Annotated in this window: 15 protein-coding genes and 2 pseudogenes; 14 read left to right on the plus strand and 3 right to left on the minus strand. The window is 62.7% G+C overall.

The window, feature by feature from the left end; translation table 11 throughout:
- Positions 1–73: 73 nt before the first annotated feature.
- The 11 genes and pseudogenes from KUO17_RS01335 to KUO17_RS01385 all read left to right on the plus strand — a co-directional run bounded on the left by KUO17_RS01335 (position 74) and on the right by KUO17_RS01385 (position 14051).
- A complete protein-coding gene (locus KUO17_RS01335) occupies positions 74–2854 on the plus strand; it encodes an LPS-assembly protein LptD (RefSeq protein ID WP_217973252.1) in 2781 nt (926 codons plus the stop codon).
- Positions 2835–4151, plus strand: coding sequence for a peptidylprolyl isomerase SurA (surA, locus tag KUO17_RS01340; protein WP_217973253.1), 1317 nt, complete (start codon positions 2835–2837; stop codon positions 4149–4151). Before KUO17_RS01335 ends, surA begins: the two co-directional genes overlap by 20 nt.
- Entirely contained in the window at positions 4148–5137 is a 990-nt protein-coding gene (pdxA, locus tag KUO17_RS01345) for a 4-hydroxythreonine-4-phosphate dehydrogenase PdxA (RefSeq protein ID WP_217973254.1), read from the plus strand. The genes surA and pdxA overlap by 4 nt, the downstream gene beginning before the upstream one ends.
- On the plus strand, positions 5134–5940 hold the full coding sequence (rsmA, locus tag KUO17_RS01350; protein ID WP_217973255.1) for a 16S rRNA (adenine(1518)-N(6)/adenine(1519)-N(6))-dimethyltransferase RsmA: 807 nt from the start codon (positions 5134–5136) through the stop codon (positions 5938–5940). The genes pdxA and rsmA overlap by 4 nt, the downstream gene beginning before the upstream one ends.
- Positions 5941–6044: 104 nt before the next feature.
- Positions 6045–6425: a Co2+/Mg2+ efflux protein ApaG gene (gene apaG, locus KUO17_RS01355; protein ID WP_217973256.1), complete on the plus strand. Its 381-nt coding sequence runs from the start codon at positions 6045–6047 to the stop codon at positions 6423–6425.
- Positions 6425–7300, plus strand: a complete 876-nt coding sequence (locus KUO17_RS01360; protein ID WP_217973257.1) for a symmetrical bis(5'-nucleosyl)-tetraphosphatase — start codon at positions 6425–6427, stop codon at positions 7298–7300. Before apaG ends, KUO17_RS01360 begins: the two co-directional genes overlap by 1 nt.
- A 13-nt stretch (positions 7301–7313) precedes the next feature.
- A complete protein-coding gene (gene glpE / locus KUO17_RS01365; RefSeq protein ID WP_217973258.1) occupies positions 7314–7643 on the plus strand; it encodes a thiosulfate sulfurtransferase GlpE in 330 nt (109 codons plus the stop codon).
- Between the two features lie 282 nt (positions 7644–7925).
- Positions 7926–9849, plus strand: a pseudogene (locus KUO17_RS01370) (PrkA family serine protein kinase).
- A gap of 80 nt (positions 9850–9929) precedes the next feature.
- Positions 9930–11201, plus strand: coding sequence for a YeaH/YhbH family protein (locus tag KUO17_RS01375; RefSeq protein ID WP_217973259.1), 1272 nt, complete (start codon positions 9930–9932; stop codon positions 11199–11201).
- Positions 11198–12760 carry a SpoVR family protein gene (locus KUO17_RS01380; protein WP_217973260.1) on the plus strand — a complete coding sequence of 521 codons (1563 nt, stop codon included), beginning with the start codon at positions 11198–11200 and terminating at the stop codon, positions 12758–12760. The genes KUO17_RS01375 and KUO17_RS01380 overlap by 4 nt, the downstream gene beginning before the upstream one ends.
- A gap of 61 nt (positions 12761–12821) precedes the next feature.
- Positions 12822–14051, plus strand: coding sequence for a multifunctional CCA addition/repair protein (locus KUO17_RS01385; RefSeq protein WP_217973261.1), 1230 nt, complete (start codon positions 12822–12824; stop codon positions 14049–14051).
- A gap of 21 nt (positions 14052–14072) precedes the next feature.
- On the opposite strand, the gene folK is transcribed toward KUO17_RS01385, so the two are convergent.
- The gene (folK, locus tag KUO17_RS01390; RefSeq protein WP_217973262.1) at positions 14073–14582 is read right to left on the minus strand and encodes a 2-amino-4-hydroxy-6-hydroxymethyldihydropteridine diphosphokinase; all 510 of its coding nucleotides are present in this window, start codon (positions 14580–14582) and stop codon (positions 14073–14075) included.
- Complete coding sequence (gene folB / locus KUO17_RS01395; RefSeq protein WP_217973263.1) at positions 14573–14926, minus strand: dihydroneopterin aldolase; 354 nt, start codon at positions 14924–14926, stop codon at positions 14573–14575. The genes folK and folB overlap by 10 nt, the downstream gene beginning before the upstream one ends.
- A gap of 74 nt (positions 14927–15000) precedes the next feature.
- On the opposite strand from folB, the gene plsY reads away from it, so the two are divergent.
- Complete coding sequence (plsY, locus tag KUO17_RS01400; protein ID WP_217973264.1) at positions 15001–15570, plus strand: glycerol-3-phosphate 1-O-acyltransferase PlsY; 570 nt, start codon at positions 15001–15003, stop codon at positions 15568–15570.
- 26 nt (positions 15571–15596) lie between these two features.
- On the opposite strand, the gene tsaD is transcribed toward plsY, so the two are convergent.
- Positions 15597–16622 (minus strand): tRNA (adenosine(37)-N6)-threonylcarbamoyltransferase complex transferase subunit TsaD, encoded by a 1026-nt coding sequence (tsaD, locus tag KUO17_RS01405; RefSeq protein ID WP_217973265.1) that lies wholly within the window; start codon positions 16620–16622, stop codon positions 15597–15599.
- A 202-nt stretch (positions 16623–16824) separates the two neighbouring features.
- Between tsaD and rpsU the strand changes: the two genes are divergently transcribed.
- On the plus strand, positions 16825–17040 hold the full coding sequence (gene rpsU / locus KUO17_RS01410) for a 30S ribosomal protein S21 (protein WP_002551877.1): 216 nt from the start codon (positions 16825–16827) through the stop codon (positions 17038–17040).
- A 324-nt stretch (positions 17041–17364) separates the two neighbouring features.
- Positions 17365–19345 (plus strand): annotated as a pseudogene (dnaG, locus tag KUO17_RS01415) (DNA primase).
- Positions 19346–19379: the final 34 nt, after the last annotated feature.

Genomic DNA, 19379 nt, shown 5'->3' on the forward strand with positions numbered 1-19379 from the left:
CTTTTTCAGACCATCGAGAGGCGTGCGGCCCCACACGCGGGCAGATGGCACGCAGGAAGCCCGGACTAATAAGATGGCATTGAAATCCCCCGCGTTTCGTAAAAAATTCCCGTTGCTCGTCACCGGCGGTCTGCTGGCGATGCAACCCCTGGCCACGTCGTACGTGGTGGCTGCCGAGCAGTTCGACTGCCAAGTTTCCGCTGCCGGAGGTTGGGACTGCAAGCCCAAAACCAGTACAGCTGAACTGCCGCCGCGCCCTGTGCACGACGGTGCAGCTGTCAGCTCGTCCTCCGAAACGCCAGCCCAGAACGCCGACGGCAGTGCCGCAGCGCCTGGTCAGGGGACAGCGCTGGTCACCGAAGCCAAAGGCCGCGGACTGAAGGCACGCAGCGCCGACTACAGCCACCTGGACTGGGTGCCGCGCGAGCAACTGACCCCGGCCCAGCTCGCCGAGGCCGGCCCGTACTGTGCCGGTGCCTATATCGAGCCGACCCGTCCGGGCATGGATGACACCACGCCCAAGGACGAAGCACCGACCTTCATCGGCGCCAAGGTCTCGCGCTACCAGCAGGAGCAGCAGATCGCCACCCTCGCCGGTGACGTCGTGATGCGCCAGGGCAGCATGCAGGTGGAAGCCGACGAGGCCAACCTGTACCAGGCCGAGAACCGTGGCGAGCTGAGCGGCAACGTGAAGATCCGCGACAACGGTTCGCTGGTGGTCGGCGATCACGCCGATATCCAGCTCGACACCGGTGAAGCCAAGGTCGACAACGCCGAATACGTGATGCACAAATCGCGCATCCGCGGTAACGCGCTGTACGCCAAGCGTGCCGAGAACGCGATCATTCGCCTCAAGGACGGTACCTACACCACCTGTGAGCCGAACAGCAACGCCTGGCAGCTCAAAGGCAACAACATCACCCTGAACCCGGCCACCGGCTTTGGCACCGCGACCAACGTCACGCTGCGGGTCAAGGATATTCCGGTGTTCTACACCCCGTATATCTACTTCCCGATCGACGACCGTCGCCAGTCCGGCTTCCTGCCGCCGTCGTTCAGCACCAGCACCGACACCGGCTTCATGCTGGTCACCCCGTACTACTTCAACCTGGCGCCGAACTACGACGCCACGTTGTATCCACGCTACATGGCCAAGCGCGGCCTGTTGATGGAAGGCGAGTTCCGCTACCTGACCAAGTCCAGCGAAGGACAGTTCGGTGGTGCCTGGCTGAACGACAAGGAAGACGAGCGCAAGCTGCAGTCCGACTACCGGGACCAGCGCTACATGGTCAACTGGCAGCACAAGGGCGGGCTGGACGAGCGCCTGATGAGCGAGGTCGACTATACCAAGATCAGTGACCCGTATTACTTCCAGGACCTGGAATCGGATCAGATCGGTGTCCAGAGCAGCGACTATGTGAACCAGCAAGGTGCACTGACCTATCGTGCTGATGACTACACTGCCCGGTTGAACCTGCAGGCTTATCAGCTGGCGACCATCAGCAAGATCACGCCCTATGATCGTCTGCCGCAGGTGACGTTCAATGGCAAACTGCCTTACGAGCCTGGTGGACTGAACTTCACGTACAACACTGAGTTCGTGCGGTTTGATCGTGACCTGCGCAAAGGCAGCTTCGTGGACAAGGACGGCTCGTCGGAGCCCCGGTATGACACACGCGTGCGTGGCCTGGCCCGCGCCAACGGTGACCGTATCAACCTCGCGCCGGCCATCAGTCTTCCGCTGGAAGCTTCGTATGGTTTCGTCAAACCCTCGCTGAAATACGTTTATACCAATTACCAGCTCGACCTGGACCAGCGTGGCAAGAACACCCTACGCGCCAACGAGGATTTCAGCAGTTCTCAAGACCGCAGCGTGCCGATCTTCAGTGTCGACAGCGGCCTGTATTTCGACCGCGACACCCAGTGGTTCGGCAAGGATTACCGCCAGACCCTCGAACCACGCCTTTTCTACCTGAACGTTCCCTACAAGGACCAGACCGACATCCCGGTGTTCGACACCAGCGAATCGGTGTTCAGCTACTCCTCGCTGTTCCGTGAAAACCGCTTCAGCGGCTCGGACCGTATCGGTGACGAGAACAAGCTGTCGCTGGGCATCACCAACCGCTGGATCGAAGAGAACGGTTTCGAGCGTCAGCGTGTCAGCGTCGGTCAGGCCTACTACTTCAAGGACCGCAAGGTCCAGCTGCCGCGCATCGATTACCGCACGCGCACCGACTCGCAGTCGGACGTGTCGCCGTACGCGCTCGAATACCAGTTCCGCTTCAACCGCGACTGGCGCCTGAACGCCGACTTCAACTGGGACCCGGACACCCACCGCACCCGCTCCGGCAGCACCATGTTCCACTACCAGCCGGAAGACAACGTCAACAAGATCGTCAACCTGGGCTACCGCTATCGCAACGACGCGGTGCGCTACAACCAGAGCACCGGTCTGTGGCAAGTGGGCCAAAGCGACTACGGCACACCGGGCAGCGCCAACTACGTCAAGGACTACTACAAGATCCAGCAGCATGACTTCTCGGTCATGTGGCCGATCGTCCCGCAGTGGACCGCGATCGCACGCTGGCAGCATGACTACAACCGCAACCGCACCCTGGAAGCCATGGGCGGTTTCGAATACGACAACTGCTGCTGGAAACTGCGTGTGATCAACCGCTACTGGATCGATTACGACGAGTTCAGCCAGAACGCTCCATCCAACGAAAAAGGCGACCATGGGATCTTCCTGCAGATCGTGCTGAAAGGCCTCGGTGGTGTAGTGGGCAACAAGGTTGAAAGTTTCCTCGACGAAGGCATTCAAGGTTACCGTGCACGTGAAGACCAAGCTTATTGATTGTCTGCGCCCGCTGATGCTGGGCGCGGTATTGCTGAGCAGCGCGGTGCATGCCGCGGTGCAACCCCTGGACAGCGTCGTGGCCATCGTCGATAACGACGTGGTGATGAAAAGCCAACTCGACCAGCGTGTACGCGAGGTCGAGCAGACCATCGCCAAGCGCGGTGGCGCCACGCCACCGCCGGGCGTGCTCGACCAGCAGGTGCTAGAGCGTCTGATCGTCGAAAACCTGCAATTGCAGATCGGCGATCGCTCCGGCATCCGCATCACCGACGAAGAGCTCAACCAGGCCATCGGTACCATTGCCCAGCGCAACAGCATGAGCATCGAACAGTTCCGTGCGGCCCTGGCCCGCGACGGCCTGTCCTACGATGATGCTCGCGAGCAGGTTCGTCGCGAGATGATCATCAGCCGGGTGCGTCAGCGCCGGGTGGCCGAACGCATCCAGGTGTCCGAGCAGGAAGTGAAGAATTTCCTCGCCTCGGACCTGGGCAAGATGCAGTTGTCCGAAGAGTTCCGCCTGGCCAACATCCTGATCCCGACCCCGGAAAGTGCCAACTCGGCCACCATCCAGGCAGCGGCCCAGCAGGCCGGCGCGATCTACCAGCAGCTCAAGCAAGGCGCCGACTTCGCCCAACTGGCCATCGCCCGTTCGGCCAGCGAAACCGCGCTGGAAGGCGGCGAGATGGGCTGGCGCAAGGCGGCGCAACTGCCGCCACCGTTCGATCGCCTGCTCAGTTCCATGGCCGTTGGCGAGGTGACCGAACCCATCCGTACCCCGGGCGGCTTCATCATCCTCAAGCTGCAGGAGAAGCGTGGCGGCCAGGCCATGGTGCGTGACGAAGTGCACGTGCGCCACATCCTGATCAAGCCAAGCGAGATCCGCAGCGAAGCGGCCACCAAGCAACTGGCCGAGAAACTCTACGAGCGCATCAGCGCAGGCGAAGACTTCGCCGAACTGGCGAAGAGCTTCTCCGAAGACCCGGGTTCGGCACTCAATGGTGGCGACCTCAACTGGGTCGACCCGAACGCCCTGGTACCCGAGTTCCGCGAAGTCATGACCAGCATCCCGCAAGGGCAGCTGTCCAGGCCGTTCCAGACTCAATACGGCTGGCACGTGCTGGAAGTACTCGGCCGTCGCGCCACCGACAGCACCGAACAGGCCCGCGAACAGCAAGCCATGACCGTGCTGCGCAACCGCAAGTACGACGAAGAGCTGCAAACCTGGCTGCGTCAGATCCGCGACGAAGCCTACGTTGAAATCAAGCTTCCTGGCGCCGACCAGGCAGCCCAGTGAAACACCAGCGCTTCGCCCTGACACCCGGCGAGCCGGCCGGCATAGGTCCTGACCTGTGCCTGCTGCTCGCCGAGCACGCCCAGCCCCACCCCCTGATCGCCATTACCAGCCGCGACCTGCTCCTCGAGCGGGCCGCGCAACTGGGCGTGGCCGTCACGTTGCTGCCGGTGAGCAGCGATGCGTTTCCGAACGCACCGGCGCCCGCTGGCAGCCTGTACGTATGGGATACGCCGCTGGCCAGCCCCGTAGTGGCCGGGCAACTGGACAAGGCCAATGCGGCGTTCGTGCTGCAGACCCTGACACGAGCCGGCCAAGGCTGCCTAGACGGTGATTTTGCGGGGATGATCACCGCCCCGGTGCACAAGGGCGTGATCAACGAGAGCGGCATCGCCTTCTCCGGGCACACCGAATTTCTTGCCGAGCTGACCGGCACCGCGCAGGTGGTGATGATGCTCGCCACCCGCGGCCTGCGCGTGGCACTGGTGACCACTCACCTGCCCCTGCGCGAGGTGGCCGACGCCATCACCGTCGAGCGCCTGGAGCGCGTCACGCGGATCCTCTACGCCGACCTGCAAAGCAAGTTCGGCATCGCCAGCCCGCGCATCCTGGTGTGCGGGCTGAACCCGCATGCCGGCGAAGGTGGCCACCTGGGCAGCGAAGAAATCGACATCATCGAACCTACATTGGCGCGCCTGCGCAGCGAAGGCATGGACCTGCGCGGCCCGTTGCCCGCCGACACCCTGTTTACCCCCAAATATCTGGAGCACTGCGATGCAGTGCTGGCGATGTACCACGACCAGGGCCTGCCCGTGCTCAAGTACAAGGGCTTCGGCGCCGCCTTGAACGTCACCCTGGGCCTGCCGATCATCCGCACATCGGTCGATCACGGCACCGCCCTGGACCTTGCCGGCACCGGCAAGATCGACACCGGCAGCCTGCAAGTCGCGCTGGAAACCGCCTACCAGATGGCCGAGACCCATTTATGACCGAGCACTACCAACACAAGGCGCGCAAGCGCTTTGGCCAGAACTTCCTGCACGACGCCGGCGTGATCGACCGCATCCTGCGTTCGATCAGTGCCAAGCCTGGCGATCGCCTGCTGGAAATCGGCCCGGGCCAGGGCGCCCTGACCAAAGGCCTGCTCAACAGCGGCGGCCAACTGGACGTGGTCGAGCTGGACAAGGATCTGGTGCCGATCCTCAACCAGCAGTTCGCTGACCGCGACAACTTCCGCCTGCACCAGGGCGATGCGCTGAAATTCGACTTCACCAGCCTGGACGCCGCGCCGAACAGCCTGCGCGTGGTCGGCAACCTGCCGTACAACATCTCCACCCCGCTGATCTTCCACCTGCTGGCCAATGCCGGGCTGATCCGCGACATGCACTTCATGCTGCAGAAGGAAGTGGTCGAGCGCCTGGCCGCTGGCCCTGGCGGTGGTGACTGGGGCCGCCTGTCGATCATGGTGCAGTACCACTGCCGGGTGGAACACCTGTTCAATGTGGGCCCGGGCGCGTTCAATCCGCCGCCCAAGGTCGACTCGGCCATTGTGCGCCTGGTCCCGCATGCAACCCTGCCGCACCCGGCCAAGGACCACCGCCTGCTCGAGCGCATCGTGCGCGAAGCCTTCAACCAGCGCCGCAAGACCCTGCGCAATACCTTGAAGGCACTGCTCAGCAGCGACGAGATCGCCGCTGCCGGTGTCGATGGCAGCCTGCGTCCCGAGCAACTGGACCTGGCCGCCTTCGTGCGCCTGGCCGACAAGCTCGCCGAGCAACCGCCGGCCGCGTGAGCCTTGCCAGTGCCAGTCATGCCCGCATGACTGGCCGACCACCCTGCAGATGGCCTAGACTGAGGCAATCGCCGTATTCCGCGTCTGTTGCCAAGGCCCCTTGCATGTCTGATCCCCGCTACCAGATCGACGTCAGCGTCGTGACCCGCTTTCTCAAAGAACAATCCGATCCTGAAAACGACCGCTTTGCCTTTGCCTACACCATTACCGTGCAGAACAACGGCTCGGTGCCCGCCAAGCTCATGTCACGGCATTGGAAAATCACCAATGGCAACGGCCAGGTCGAGGAAGTCAGCGGCCCCGGCGTGATCGGCCAGCAGCCCTTGATCGAACCGGGCCAGAGCCACACCTACAGCAGTGGCGCCGTACTGAGCACCAAGGTCGGTACCATGCAGGGCAGTTACCAGATGTTTGCCGATGACGGCATTCGTTTCGACGCCACCATCAAGCCGTTCCGCCTGGCTGTGCCCGGGTCGCTGCACTGATGGCGGTGTATGCCGTCGGCGACCTGCAAGGCTGCCTGCAACCGCTCAGATGCCTGCTCGAACGGGTCAGCTTCAACCCCTCGGTCGACCGCCTGTGGCTGGTCGGCGACCTGGTCAACCGTGGCCCACAATCGCTGGAGACCTTGCGCTTTCTGTACGGGATGCGCGATTCGCTGGTGTGTGTGCTCGGCAACCACGACCTGCACCTGCTGGCCGCCTGGCACAACATCGAGCGCCTGAAGAAGAGCGATACGCTGCGCGAGATTCTCGACGCCCCGGATGCCGATGTGCTGCTCGACTGGCTACGCCGGCAAAAGCTGCTGCACTACGACGAGCAGCGCGATGTCGCCCTGGTGCACGCCGGCATCCCGCCGCAATGGACCCTGGGCAAGGCCCTGGAGCTGGCCGGCGAAGTGGAGCAGGTGTTGCGTGACGACAACCGCCTCAAACCCTACCTGGACGGCATGTACGGCAACGAGCCGAACAAGTGGAGCAAGAACCTGGGCGGCGTAGAACGCTTGCGGGTCATCACCAATTACTTCACACGCATGCGCTTCTGCACCGCCGAAGGCAAGCTCGACCTCAAGGGCAAGGAAGGCGCCGATACCGCGCCCCCTGGCTACAAGCCATGGTTCGCCCACAAGGGCCGCCGCTCGCGCCATGTGAAGATCATCTTCGGCCACTGGGCAGCCCTCGAGGGGCGCTGCACCGAGCCCGGAGTGTATGCCCTGGACACCGGCTGCGTGTGGGGCGGGGCGATGACCCTGCTCAATGTCGACAGCGGCCAGTACCATCGCTGCGAGTGCACCGAGCAGGGCAGTCCTCGCCCGCTGCCTGCGCCCGTACAACCGGCTAGAATGGCCGATCAATCCTGAAGGAAGCGCCCCCATGAGCGAATTCAAACGTATCCCTCCCGAACAGGCCCAGGCACTGCGCGAGCACGGCGCGGTCGTGGTCGACATTCGCGACCAGCCCACCTTTGCCGCGGGCCATATCACCGGCGCCCGGCACCTGGACAACCAGTCGGTACCTGACTTCATCCGCGGCGCCGACCTCGATGCGCCCACCGTGGTCGTCTGCTACCACGGCAATTCCAGCCAGAGTGCAGCGGCCTACCTGATCAGCCAGGGCTTTTCGGATGTCTACAGCCTCGACGGTGGCTTCGAGCTGTGGCGCGCCACCTACCCGGCAGAAATCGCCCAGGGCGCTGCCGAATAATTTTTTTCAGTGCCTGCAGCCCGCGTCCCGTGCGGGCTCGCGCCTGAGCAGACGAACGGTCGTGGCGAACTAATCGCCCAACCGCCCTTGACCTCGCCGATTACCAACTATCCTTAAGCCCAGGCCATCCAAAAAGGGGAGAGCCGGTACACCGGCGTGCGGGTCATCGGTAGCGCTTCAAGGGTGTTCTGGGGGGTATACAGCAATCGGCAATTGCCGCTTGCATGCCAGCATCAACTGATTGATCCGGCGTCGGCTCCACGTATCGAGCGAGGTGACGTCATGAGTATTTTTAGCCACTTCCAACAACGTTTCGAGTCCACCCGCCAGGAAGAGCTCTCGCTGCAGGAGTACCTTGAGCTCTGCAAGCAGGACCGCAGTGCCTACGCTTCGGCGGCCGAACGCCTGTTGATGGCTATCGGCGAGCCGGAGCTGGTCGACACGTCGAACAATTCGCGGCTGTCGCGGATCTTCTCCAACAAGGTGATCCGGCGCTATCCGGCCTTTGAAGACTTCCATGGCATGGAAGAATGCATCGACCAGATCGTCTCCTACTTCCGCCATGCCGCGCAGGGCCTGGAAGAGAAGAAACAGATCCTCTACCTGCTCGGCCCCGTGGGTGGCGGCAAGTCGTCCCTGGCCGAAAAACTCAAGCAACTGATGGAAAAGGTGCCCTTCTACGCCATCAAGGGTTCGCCGGTGTTCGAGTCCCCGCTGGGGCTGTTCAACGCCACCGAAGATGGCGCCATCCTCGAAGAGGACTTCGGCATCCCGCGGCGCTACCTGAGCACCATCATGTCGCCCTGGGCCACCAAGCGCCTGGCCGAGTTCGGCGGCGATATCAGCCAGTTCAAGGTGGTCAAGCTGTACCCCTCGATCCTCAATCAGATCGCCGTGGCCAAGACCGAACCGGGTGACGAGAACAACCAGGACATCTCGGCACTGGTGGGCAAGGTCGACATTCGCAAGCTCGAGGAGTACCCGCAGAACGACGCCGACGCCTATAGCTACTCGGGCGCGCTGTGCCGGGCCAACCAGGGCCTGATGGAATTCGTCGAGATGTTCAAGGCGCCGATCAAGGTACTGCACCCCCCTGCTCACCGCAACCCAGGAAGGCAACTACAACAGTACCGAAGGCCTGGGTGCGATCCCCTACTCCGGGATCCTGCTGGCCCACTCCAACGAATCGGAATGGCACAGCTTCCGCAACAACAAGAACAACGAGGCGTTCATCGACCGGATCTACATCGTCAAGGTGCCGTACTGCCTGCGTGTCAGCGACGAGATCAAGATCTACGACAAGCTGCTGTTCAACAGCTCGCTGGCCAAGGCCCATTGCGCCCCCGACACCCTCAAGATGCTGGCCCAGTTCACCGTGCTGTCGCGCCTGAAAGAGCCGGAAAACTCGAACATCTACTCCAAGATGCGGGTGTACGACGGCGAAAACCTCAAGGACACCGACCCGAAGGCCAAGTCGATCCAGGAGTACCGCGACTCGGCCGGCGTCGATGAAGGCATGAACGGCCTGTCGACCCGCTTCGCCTTCAAGATCCTGTCCAAGGTGTTCAACTTCGACCCGCACGAGATCGCCGCCAACCCGGTACACCTGCTGTATGTGCTGGAACAGCAGATCGAACAGGAGCAGTTCCCGGCCGAGGTGCGCGAGCGCTACCTGCGCTACCTCAAGGAGTACCTGGCACCGCGCTACATCGAGTTCATCGGCAAGGAAATCCAGACCGCGTACCTGGAGTCCTACAGCGAGTACGGGCAGAACATCTTCGACCGCTACGTGCTGTACGCCGACTTCTGGATTCAGGACCAGGAATACCGCGACCCCGAAACCGGCGAGATCCTCAACCGCATCGCCCTCAACGAGGAACTGGAGAAGATCGAAAAACCGGCCGGCATCAGCAATCCGAAGGATTTCCGCAACGAGATCGTCAACTTCGTGCTGCGCGCCCGGGCCAACAACAATGGCAAGAACCCGACCTGGCTGAGCTACGAAAAACTGCGGGTGGTGATCGAGAAGAAGATGTTCTCCAACACCGAAGACCTGCTGCCGGTCATCAGCTTCAACGCCAAGGCCAGCAAGGAGGACCAGCAGAAACACAACGACTTCGTCACACGGATGGTCGAACGTGGCTACACCGACAAACAGGTTCGGCTGCTCTCTGAATGGTACCTGCGGGTCAGGAAATCGCAGTGATCGAGCTGTAAGTGGCAAGCCGCAACCCTGCGCCAGGGCTGCGGCTTGAAGCTTGAGTATTCAGCTCCCCGGAGGGGCCTATGAGCTATGTGATCGACCGACGCCTGAACGGCAAGAACAAGAGCACGGTCAACCGCCAGCGCTTTTTGCGGCGTTACCGTGACCACATCAAGAAGGCCGTCGAAGAGGCCGTGAGCCGTCGCTCCATCACCGACATGGAGCATGGCGAGCAGATCAGCATTCCCGGTCGCGACATCGACGAGCCGGTACTGCACCACGGGCGCGGCGGCAAGCAGACCGTCGTGCACCCGGGCAACAAGGAATTCACTGCCGGCGAACACATCGCACGCCCACAGGGCGGCGGTGGCGGTGGCGGCAAGGGCAAGGCCGGCAACTCCGGCGAAGGCATGGACGAATTCGTCTTCCAGATCACCCAGGAAGAGTTCCTCGAGTTCATGTTCGAAGACCTGGAACTGCCCAACCTGGTCAAGCGTCACCTGACCGGTACCGACACCTTCAAGACCGTACGGGCGGGCATCAGCAACGAAGGCAACCCGTCGCGCATCAATATCATCCGCACCCTGCGCTCGGCCCATGCACGGCGCATCGCGCTGTCGGGCAGCAGCCGCGCAAAACTGCGTCAGGCACAGGAGGAACTGGCCCGACTCAAGCGCGAAGAGCCGGACAACTTCGGTGATATTCAGGAAATAGAGCTAGAAATCGAGCGATTGAGTGCCCGCATCCATCGCGTGCCGTTCCTCGACACCTTCGACCTCAAGTACAACCTGCTGGTCAAGCAGCCCAACCCCAGTTCCAAGGCGGTGATGTTCTGCCTGATGGACGTTTCAGGCTCCATGACCCAGGCCACCAAGGACATTGCCAAGCGCTTTTTCATCCTGTTGTACCTGTTCCTCAAGCGCAACTACGACAAGATCGAAGTGGTGTTCATCCGCCACCACACCAGCGCCCGCGAAGTGGATGAAGAAGAGTTCTTCTACTCGCGCGAGACCGGCGGCACCATCGTCTCCAGCGCGCTGAAACTGATGCAGGAAATCATGGCCGAGCGCTACCAGGCCAGCGAATGGAACATCTATGCCGCCCAGGCTTCTGACGGCGACAACTGGAACGACGACTCGCCGATCTGCCGCGAGATTCTCACCAAGCAGATCATGCCGTTCGTGCAGTACTACACTTACGTGGAAATCACCCCCCGCGAGCACCAGGCCTTGTGGTTCGAATACGAGCGCATCGGCGAAGCCTTTGCCGATACGTTCGCCCAGCAGCAGCTGGTGTCGGCCGGCGATATCTATCCGGTCTTCCGTGAACTCTTCCAGCGCAGGTTAGCCACATGACCGCCAGAGAGCAGAAGCGCCAACCCCTTTCCACCGGGTCCGAATGGACGTTCGAGCTGATCCAGGCGTATGACCGTGAAATCAGCCGCCTGGCCGAGCGCTACGCCCTGGACACCTACCCCAACCAGATCGAGGTGATCACCGCCGAGCAGATGATGGACGCCTATGCGTCGGTCGGCATGCCGCTGGGTTATCACCATTGGTCCTACGGCAAGCATTTCCTGAGTACCGAGAAATCCTACAGCCGCGGCCAGATGGGCCTGGCGTACGAGATCGTGATCAACTCCGACCCCTGCATCGCCTACCTGATGGAGGAGAACACCATCTGCATGCAGGCGCTGGTGGTGGCGCATGCCTGCTACGGGCACAACAGCTTCTTCAAGGGCAACTACCTGTTTCGCACCTGGACCGACGCCAGCTCGATCATCGACTACCTGGTGTTCGCCAAGCAGTACATCACCCAGTGCGAGGAGCGCCACGGCATCGATGCGGTGGAAGACCTGCTGGACTCCTGCCATGCACTGATGAACTACGGTGTCGACCGCTACAAGCGGCCCTACCCGATTTCCGCCGAAGAAGAGCGGCGGCGCCAGAAGGACCGTGAAGAACACCTGCAGAAACAGATCAACGACCTGTGGCGCACCATCCCCAAGGGCGCCGACAAATACAGCGACAAGGACAACGCCCGCTTCCCCGCCGAGCCCCAGGAAAACATCCTGTACTTCATCGAGAAGCACGCGCCCCTGCTCGAACCCTGGCAGCGCGAGATCGTGCGTATCGTGCGCAAGATCGCGCAGTACTTCTATCCGCAGCGCCAGACCCAGGTGATGAACGAAGGCTGGGCGACCTTCTGGCACTACACCCTGATGAACGACCTGTACGACGAAGGGCTGGTGACCGAAGGCTTCATGATGGAGTTCCTGCAGTCGCACACCAGCGTGGTGTTTCAGCCCGGCTTCGACAGCCCCTATTACAGCGGTATCAACCCCTATGCACTGGGCTTTGCCATGTACCGCGACATCCGGCGCATGTGCGAGCACCCTACCGACGAAGATCGCCACTGGTTTCCCGACATTGCCGGCAGCGACTGGCTGTCGACCCTCAAGTTCGCCATGAGCAGCTTCAAGGACGAGAGCTTCATCCTGCAGTACCTGTCGCCCACGGTGATCCGCGACCTCAAGCTGTTCAGCATCCTGGACGACGACCAGAAGGACGACCTGCTGGTGCCCGCCATCCATGACGAAGCGGGCTATCGCACCATCCGCGAGATCCTGGCCGCGCAATACAACCTGGGCAATCGTGAACCCAACGTGCAGATCTGGAGCATCGACCGGCGCGGCGATCGTTCGCTGACCCTGCGCCACCAGCAACATGACCGCAAACCGTTGGGCGACTCCACCGACGAGGTGCTCAAGCACCTGCATCGCCTGTGGGGTTTCGACATCCACCTGGAGACCCTGCAGGGTGACCAGCTCATGAAAACCCACCACGTCCCCCCAAAGGGCGAACACGGCGAAGGTGACTACGGGCGCCTGGACCTGGCCGTCGTACACCTGTAAGCCCGCAGACCTCCGCGGTGGCCAGACAGGTTATCCTGTTGGCCTGAACGGAGGTTTTTTCATGCAGATCTATAAAGTCGGCGGCGCCGTACGCGACCGCCTGCTCGGCAGGCCGGTCACCGATATCGACTGGGTGGTGGTGGGCGCGAGCGTCGAGCAGATGCAGGCTCAGGGCTTTCGCCCGGTAGGCGCCGACTTCCCGGTGTTCCTGCACCCCAGCAGCGGCGAGGAATACGCACTGGCGCGCACGGAGCGCAAAAGTGGGCGTGGCTACGGCGGGTTCACCTTCCATGCCAGCCCCGAGGTCACCCTGCAGGAAGACCTGGTGCGACGCGACCTCACGATCAATGCCATGGCTGAAGACGAGAACGGTTGCATCACCGATCCGTACAACGGCCAGAAGGATCTTGAAGATCGGATATTACGTCACGTTTCCCCCGCGTTTGCCGAAGATCCCCTGCGTGTTCTGCGCGTTGCGCGCTTTGCCGCGCGGTACGCAGAACTGGGCTTTCGGGTGGCACCGGAAACACTCCAGCTGATGCGTGAGCTGAGCGAATCAGACGAGTTGCAGGCCCTGACCGCCGAGCGCAGCTGGAAGGAAATCGCCCGTGCGCTGATGGAGGCGCAGCCCCAGGTGTTTATCCAGGTGCTGCGCGATTGCGGCGCGCTCAAGCAGTTGATGCCCGAGCTGGACGCCCTGTTCGGCGTACCGCAGCCACCGGCCCACCACCCGGAAATCGACAGCGGCGTGCATACGCTGTCGGTGCTGGAACAGGCGGCGATTCATCAGCAGCCGCTGACCGTGCGCTGGGCGTGCCTGCTGCATGATCTGGGCAAGGGCCTGACCCCCGAAGAGGAATGGCCACGGCATATTGCCCATGAAAAACGTGGGCTGAAACTGATCAAGGCGGTCAACCAGCGCTTCAAGGTACCGCGTGACTGCCAGGAGCTGGCCTTGCTGGTGGGCGAGTACCACACCCATGGCCATCGCGCCCTGGAGCTGAAGGCCTCGACCTTGCTGGAGTTGCTGCAGCATTTCGATGTGTACCGCCGTCCGCAGCGCTTCGAGGCGTTCATTGCGGCCTGCGAGATGGACGCGCGCGGGCGCCTGGGGCTGGAGCAGCGCGACTACCCGCAGGCCGATTACCTGCGTGGCGCCGCAGCCGCGGCACGCGCGGTGGCAGTGCAGCCGCTGGTGGAAAGGGGCTTTACCGGGCAAGGCCTGGGCGAGGCGATCAAGCGTGAGCGCCTGAGAGCACTGAAAGCCTACAAGGACAGTGCCAAGACCTGACACCGCGCCAGCAAGAGGCCCTCAGCCCAACGGCAACTGCCGGCCATGCCAGGCGAAGGCCACCGGTGCCAGCACCTGATCGATCTGCGCCTCGTCCCACAGCTGCGCCATGGGTTTGCCGACACCCGGGTGCACCAGGTTCGGCGCAATCAGCGACAGCGGCCACAGCACGAAGGCATTCTTGAGGATTTCGGCGCGCGGCAGCACCAGCCCGTCGAAACTGCCGTGCAGATCGCCGTACATCAACACGTCGATGTCCAGCGGCAGGCCCTTGCGTTCAGGTGCATAGCGGCCGTTGTCGGCCTCGATGAACTTCAGGCGCCGGTCCAGCTCCAGCAGCGGCAGCGCAGTCAGACCGGTGACTACCAGATTGAAGAATGGCCCGCTCTTGATGCCCACCGGCTCGCTCTCGAACACCGTCGAACAGCGCATGTCCTGCAGCAACACCGCCAGCGCATCCAAGCCCGCACTCAGGCGCAGCTCGCGCTCGCTGTTGCTGCCCAGGCCTAGGTATACCGGGGTCAGAGACATCCGCGCTCGATCTCCACGCCCACCCCGCTGGCGGCCGCGACGGCGCCAGGCTTGGTCAGCTTCAACTGCAGCCAGGGAATCTGGAATTCGTCCATCAGCACCTTGGCCAGGCGCTCGGCGAAGGTTTCGACCAGCTCGAACTGGGCCTGCTCGGCAAATGCCTGGATACGCGCGGACACGCTGGCGTAGTCCAGGGCCAGGCTCAGGTCGTCACCGGCCGCTGCCGGGCGGTTGTCCCAGGCGAACCGCAGGTCCAGGCGCAGGCACTGACGAATGCCGCGCTCCCAGTCATAGGCGCCGATCACGGTGTCGACTTCCAGCCCTTCGATGAACACTCTGTCCAAGCACTTCTCTCCACAGCACGACAAGGGCGCCTTGCGCCGCTAGAATCAGGGCGTCCTCGCCCGGAATAGTTAGCATGTTTTGGTTACTGGCGCTGCTCGCCTACCTGCTCGGCTCGCTGTCCTTCGCCATTGTTCTCAGTCGCCTGAGCGGCAGCCCCGACCCGCGCGCCTGCGGCTCCGGCAATGCCGGCGCCACCAACATGCTGCGCCTGGCCGGTCGCAAGCTGGCGATCCTGACCCTGCTGGGCGACCTGTGCAAGGGCTTGTTGCCCGTGCTGATCGCCAGCCTGATCGGCCTGAGCCTGCAACAGCAAGCCTGGATCGGCCTGTGCGCGGTGATCGGCCACCTGCTCCCGCTGTACTTTCGCTTTCGCGGCGGCAAGGGCGTGGCCACTGCCGCCGGCATGCTGCTGGGCCTGTATCCGCCGGCCGCGCTGCTGGCCATCTGCGCCTGGCTGCTGACCTTCTACCTCACCCGCACCAGTTCGCTGGCGGCGCTGATCGCCACGCCCCTGACCCTGCCATTGCTGGCCTGGCGCGAACCTGAGGCGCTGCTGCCGATCAGCGTACTGACCGCGCTCATCGTGTGGCGCCATCGCGGCAATCTACGCGACCTGTTTGCCGGGCGCGAACGGCATTTCTGAACCTCGCGCATGAACCCTGTTCAGGTCTACAGCGGCTGCAACTGCTCCATCGGCCAGCGTGCCTGCACGCTGATCGCCAGGGTTTCCTGCTGCCCGGCCACCAGGCGCTGGCAGCCGGCGTAGGCGATCATCGCGCCATTGTCGGTGCAGAACTCGGGGCGAGCGTAGAACACATTGCCCTTGAGCCCGGCCAGCATGTCCTCGAGCGAGGCGCGCAACGCCTTGTTGGCACTCACGCCCCCCGCGATCACCAGGCGCTTGAGCCCGGCCTGCTTGAGCGCACGCTTGCACTTGATGGTCAAAGTCTCCACCACTGCCTGCTGGAAGGCCAGAGCGATGTCGCTGCGGGTTTGCTCGCCGTCGTCCCCGGCACGCTGGCACTGCTGCCAGGTGTTGAGGGCCGAGGTCTTGAGGCCGCTGAAACTGAATTCGAGCCCTGGACGGTCGGTCATCGGCCGCGGGAAGCTGAAGCGCCCCGCCACGCCCTGCTGCGCCAGGCGCGCGATCTCCGGGCCACCTGGATAATTGAGCCCCATCATCTTGGCAGTCTTGTCAAATGCCTCGCCTGCCGCATCGTCCAGGGTCTCGCCCAGCAGCGCGTAGCGGCCGATGCCATCCACGCGCACCAGCTGGGTGTGCCCCCCCGACACCAACAAGGCGACGAACGGGAATTCCGGTGGCTGCGCCTCCAGCATCGGGGCCAGCAGGTGGCCCTCCATGTGGTGCACGCCCAGGGCCGGAATGCCCCAGGCGAAGGCCAGTGCCTGGGCGCAGGACGCCCCCACCAGCAACGCGCCGACAAGCCCGGGGCCCGCGGTGTAGGCGATGGCATCGATCTCGGTGGCCACGCAGTCGGCCTCGGCCAGCACCTGGCGGATCAACGGCAGCATGCGCTTGACGTGATCTCGCGAGGCCAGCTCCGGCACCACGCCGCCATAGGCACGGTGCAGGTCGATCTGACTGAACAATGCATCGGCCAGCAGGCCGCGTTCACTGTCGTATAATGCGACGCCGGTCTCGTCGCAGGATGTTTCCAATCCCAGTACTAGCATGGGTTTGCGCCTTGTTGGGGCTGAATTCGAAGGCGCGCATGATAGTCCTCGCTCCCGGTGCCGACCAGCGGTTTTCGATCAGAGGCTTTGCATTCGGGCCAGCTAAGGGTTAACATCCGCAACCCTTAAAAACCGACGTTCTCCAGTGCACATATTTGCCACGAGTTCGTTGACCCCCGGTAATGAATGAAGGTAGCTCTGGATGCCAGCCGTCAAAGTTAAAGAGAACGAACCCTTCGACGTAGCTCTGCGTCGTTTCAAGCGCTCCTGCGAAAAAGCCGGTGTACTGGCTGAAGTTCGTAGCCGCGAATTTTACGAGAAGCCAACTTCTGAGCGTAAGCGCAAAGCAGCAGCCGCTGTCAAACGCCACGCCAAGAAAGTTCAGCGCGAACAGCGCCGCGCCGTTCGTCTGTACTAATACAGACGTTCGTCGCCAACTTCTGTCATGCCCGGTGCAAGCCGGGCTGTCGGCGGTTGATGCTGCTTCCTCTGGCCTGGACCTTCGGGTCAAGATGCCTGAGATGCCCAAACTGCTCTGCAGCAAGGGCAAGCCTGCCTTAAACGTCAGACCTGGCCTTACCGCCAGCAGTGCACGTCACCCCTGACGAGCCTTTACCGGCTGCAGACGAGCACACCCCTTCCCTACTACGTTGTGTTACGTCATTCGAGCTTGCATCGGATGCGTCGCTGTTCCCGCAGCATTAGCGATTACACTTGATTGTCGCCTGATGACGAGAGTGCCATGGCCGGGCTGATTCCCCAGAGTTTTATCGACGACCTTCTCAACCGCACCGACATCGTCGACGTGGTGAGTTCGCGCGTAAACCTGAAAAAGGCTGGCAAGAACCACACCGCCTGCTGCCCGTTCCACAAGGAGAAAACCCCCTCCTTCAGCGTCAGCCCCGACAAGCAGTTCTACTACTGCTTCGGTTGCGGCGCAGGTGGCAACGCCCTCGGCTTCATCATGGACCACGACAACCTGGACTTCCCCCAGGCCGTCGAAGAGCTGGCCAAGGCGGCCGGCATGGAAGTGCCGCGCGAAGAAAGCAGCCGCGGGCAGCACAAACCCCGCCAGCCTACCGATTCGCCACTGTACCCGCTGCTCGAAGCGGCCGCCGAGTTCTATCGCCAGGCCCTCAAGAGCCACCCGACGCGCCGCTCGGCCGTGGAGTACCTCAAGGGCCGCGGCCTGTCCGGCGAGATCGCCCGCGACTTCGGCCTGGGCTTCGCGCCACCGGGCTGGGACAACCTGTTCAAGCACCTGAGCAGCGATACCCTGCAGCAGAAGGCCATGATCGATGCCGGCCTGCTGATCGAGAACGCCGAAAGCGGCAAGCGCTACGACCGCTTCCGCGACCGCGTGATGTTCCCTATCCGCGACAGCCGCGGCCGGGTGATCGCCTTTGGCGGCCGGGTACTGGGCGACGACAAGCCCAAGTACCTGAACTCTCCGGAAACCCCGGTGTTCCACAAGGGCCAGGAGCTGTACGGCCTCTATGAGGCGCGCAAGTTCAACCGCAACCTCGACGAAATCATCGTGGTCGAAGGCTACATGGACGTCATCGCGCTGGCCCAGCAAGGCCTGCGCAATGCCGTCGCCACCCTGGGCACCGCCACCAGCGAAGAGCACCTCAAGCGCCTGTTCAGGGTCGTACCGAGCGTACTGTTCTGCTTCGACGGTGACCAGGCCGGCCGCAACGCCGCCTGGCGCGCCCTCGAAGCCACGCTGTCGAGCCTGCAGGACGGACGCAAGGCGCGCTTCCTGTTCCTGCCCGAAGGCGAAGACCCCGACACCCTGGTACGCGCCGAAGGCACCGACGCCTTCCGCGCCCGCATCAACCAGCATGCCCAGCCGCTGGCCGACTACTTCTTCCAGCAACTGACCGAAGAAGCCGACCCGCGTTCACTCGAAGGCAAGGCGCACATGGTCACCCTGGCCGCGCCGCTGATCGACAAAGTACCCGGTGCCAACCTCAAGGCGCTGATGCGCAATCGCCTCAAGGAAATCACCGGGCTGGACCTGCAGCAGGCCGAGCAGGTCGCCCACAGCGCCCCCGGCGATGCGCCGCCCGCGTACGACCCGGGCATCGACTACGATGCGATGCCCGAGTACAGCCCCGACTACGGCGACTTCCACCAGGCCGAGCATTTCCAGCCGCAACAGCAGCAATGGGCGCCGAACGCCGGCGGGCAGAAAAAAAAAGTGGGAAGGCAAACCCTGGGACAGGAAGGGCAAGCCGTGGGACAAGAACGGCAAGCGCGACTTCCAGCCGCCGCGGGTGCCGACCTCGGTCGAGCCGCCAACCTTGAGCGCCCTGCGCACCTTGATGCACCACCCGCAGCTGGCCAAGAAAGTCGAGGACGCCAGCCACTTCGCAGCCGAAGAGCATGTGTATGCCCAGTTGCTGGTGGCCCTGCTCGAAGCCTTGCAAAAGAATCCTGAGCTACGCTCACTACAGCTGATCGCGCGCTGGCACGGCACCGAACAGGGCCGATTACTGCGTGCATTGGCGGAAAAGGAATGGCTGATCGATGCCGACAACCTTGAACAACAGTTTTTCGACACCATAACTAGGCTGTCGACGCGCCAGCGTGAACAAAAGCTGGATAAATTGCTCAAAAAAGCGAGAGCAAGCGGATTGGACGCCGACGAGCAAAAACAGCTCGTCGAGCTGCTACAGCGGAATGTTCCCGCACAAACCCCGACCTCAACTGGCGCGTGAGGTCCTAGCTCGGGTATAATCCTCGGCTTGTTTT

Origin of the sequence: Pseudomonas aegrilactucae, from assembly GCF_019168305.1 — a bacterium.
Taxonomy (GTDB): Bacteria; Pseudomonadota; Gammaproteobacteria; order Pseudomonadales; family Pseudomonadaceae; genus Aquipseudomonas; species Aquipseudomonas aegrilactucae.

What these genes read in the sequence shown, in the direction of transcription:
- KUO17_RS01335 (WP_217973252.1), top strand. Translation starts at nt 74, where the DNA reads ATGGCATTGAAATCCCCCGCGTTTCGTAAAAAATTCCCGTTGCTCGTC.
- rsmA (WP_217973255.1), top strand. Translation starts at nt 5,134, where the DNA reads ATGACCGAGCACTACCAACACAAGGCGCGCAAGCGCTTTGGCCAGAAC.
- apaG (WP_217973256.1), top strand. Translation starts at nt 6,045, where the DNA reads ATGTCTGATCCCCGCTACCAGATCGACGTCAGCGTCGTGACCCGCTTT.
- KUO17_RS01360 (WP_217973257.1), top strand. Translation starts at nt 6,425, where the DNA reads ATGGCGGTGTATGCCGTCGGCGACCTGCAAGGCTGCCTGCAACCGCTC.
- glpE (WP_217973258.1), top strand. Translation starts at nt 7,314, where the DNA reads ATGAGCGAATTCAAACGTATCCCTCCCGAACAGGCCCAGGCACTGCGC.
- KUO17_RS01375 (WP_217973259.1), top strand. Translation starts at nt 9,930, where the DNA reads ATGAGCTATGTGATCGACCGACGCCTGAACGGCAAGAACAAGAGCACG.
- KUO17_RS01380 (WP_217973260.1), top strand. Translation starts at nt 11,198, where the DNA reads ATGACCGCCAGAGAGCAGAAGCGCCAACCCCTTTCCACCGGGTCCGAA.
- KUO17_RS01385 (WP_217973261.1), top strand. Translation starts at nt 12,822, where the DNA reads ATGCAGATCTATAAAGTCGGCGGCGCCGTACGCGACCGCCTGCTCGGC.
- folK (WP_217973262.1), bottom strand. Translation starts at nt 14,582, where the DNA reads ATGTCTCTGACCCCGGTATACCTAGGCCTGGGCAGCAACAGCGAGCGC.
- plsY (WP_217973264.1), top strand. Translation starts at nt 15,001, where the DNA reads ATGTTTTGGTTACTGGCGCTGCTCGCCTACCTGCTCGGCTCGCTGTCC.
- tsaD (WP_217973265.1), bottom strand. Translation starts at nt 16,622, where the DNA reads ATGCTAGTACTGGGATTGGAAACATCCTGCGACGAGACCGGCGTCGCA.
- rpsU (WP_002551877.1), top strand. Translation starts at nt 16,825, where the DNA reads ATGCCAGCCGTCAAAGTTAAAGAGAACGAACCCTTCGACGTAGCTCTG.